The organism is Allorhizocola rhizosphaerae (genome assembly GCF_003426775.1).
Lineage (GTDB): Bacteria > Actinomycetota > Actinomycetes > Mycobacteriales > Micromonosporaceae > Allorhizocola > Allorhizocola rhizosphaerae.
Genome location: NZ_QJUG01000465.1, coordinates 1 through 1,564, shown reverse-complemented (window position 1 = coordinate 1,564; position 1,564 = coordinate 1). Strand labels below are relative to the sequence as shown.

The following is a 1,564-nucleotide window of genomic DNA, read 5'->3' as shown; positions in this document are numbered from 1 at the left end:
GCTGGTGTCGCAGCACTATCGCGAGGACCGGCCGTGGACCGACGAGCTGCTCAAGTCGGCCGAGATCCGGCTGGCCCGGTGGCGCGCGGCCGCGGCCACACCGGCCGGCCCGTCCGGCGCCGACCTGCTCGACGGGCTGCGCGCCCGCCTCGCCAACGACCTCGACACGCCTGCGGCCCTGGCGCTCGTGGACGCCTGGGCCGAGGACGCGTTGACCTGGCTCGGCAACGACACCACCGCGCCGGCCCTGATGCGGTCCACTGTGGACCACCTGCTGGGCGTCCGCCTCTGAACTGACTTCGGACCCTCGCCCATGAGCCACCGGGTTCGGGTCGCCGACGTGCTCGGTCAGCCACGACATGTCCCTGCCAGGTCCGGCGATGAACCCGTCGAGCGACATGGACGCGGAGTACAGAATTTTCGCCATGGTTATGGAGACTGCGCCGTCCGGAAACCTCATCGGTCAGGCGCGCCAGCCTCAAGGCGCGACGGTGGCCGGGTCGACAGGGCGACGACCCGGCCACTCAGGGTTTGGCTGTGCGTGCCGCTTTTACACCGGCTTGTTGAGCGCAGCCAGGAACTGCTCGGGCATCTCCACGACCTCGCTCGCGGCCGGCGGCGTGACGTTGACCGGCTCGCCGTAGGCCGAGTATTTGGTGGTCATCTTGCCCAGGCCGGCCATGGCCCCGTTCAGGTCGATTTCCATGGTGGACAGGCGGCCCTGCGAGTCGACGGTCGCGGTGAACGGCAGGGCCTTGGCCTTGTCGCCCAGCTGCTTGACCAGATCCTCACTGACCGTGCCCATCTTGGTGAGGTCGAGCGTGCCCTTGAACCCGCTCGCACCGTCGCGCTCGACCGTGACGATCGAAGCCTCCAGCCTGGTCGACTGGTCCTTGGTGAGGTCGAGGCTGCTGCCCTTGGCCACCTTGTCGGCCGCCACGTGCATCCACTTGTCCGGCGCGCCGGGCACGCCGGTCATCTTGACCCACACCTCGCCGTTGTTGGCCAGAATCGAGGTCGTCACCTTCACACCGCTCACGTTGACCTCGGTGGCCGAGGTCGCCTTCTTGCCGGCGGGGTCGGTCTGGGTGGTGGCGGTCATCGCGACCATGCCGTCCATCTTGAGCTCGGCCTTGGAGCTTTGCTGCTGCAGCTTCTTCACCGCGTTGGTGAACGCCTCCTTGGCGCTGGCCTGCGGTGCTGAGCTGGTCGGTGGTGGCGTGGAGTCGGTGCCGCTCGGCTGCGGGTTGTCGCCGCAGCCGGCAAGCGCGAAGGTCGCCGCCGCCAGCACACCGATGCCGCCAGCGAATAGGCGTGTCTTCAACACGTATATCCTCCCCGGTGGTGAATCGCGGCCTTCGGGGGTGAAGGCCCGCATAAGTTACGCCGCCTGACTATAGGGCAGCCGTGCGACGTCCTTGCCCGCGCGGGTGAGCGACTGTCCGGAGTCGGACCCTATCGGCGCCTGGTGACCGGACGGGGCTGCGGGCGCCGGCGCGGTGTGGCCTGGCGCGGAGGCGTCGCCTGCCGCAGCGGCAGCCGGGAGGCGGGCGGCCGCGCGCGC

General features: G+C 69.5%; 2 protein-coding genes and 1 pseudogene. 1 reads left to right on the top strand and 2 read right to left on the bottom strand.

Going from position 1 to position 1,564, the window contains the following annotated elements; genetic code table 11:
* Positions 1-292 (top strand): annotated as a pseudogene (locus DM816_RS41810) (cysteine--1-D-myo-inosityl 2-amino-2-deoxy-alpha-D-glucopyranoside ligase); the annotation flags it as partial.
* A 258-nt stretch (positions 293-550) separates the two neighbouring features.
* On the opposite strand, the gene DM816_RS41800 reads toward DM816_RS41810, so the two are convergent.
* Both DM816_RS41800 and DM816_RS44105 read right to left on the bottom strand, forming a co-directional pair.
* Positions 551-1,324, bottom strand: coding sequence for a hypothetical protein (locus DM816_RS41800; RefSeq protein ID WP_117215933.1), 774 nt, complete (start codon positions 1,322-1,324; stop codon positions 551-553).
* Between the two features lie 57 nt (positions 1,325-1,381).
* On the bottom strand, positions 1,382-1,564 hold a 183-nt coding region (locus DM816_RS44105; protein WP_211589091.1), incomplete at its 5' end, for a hypothetical protein.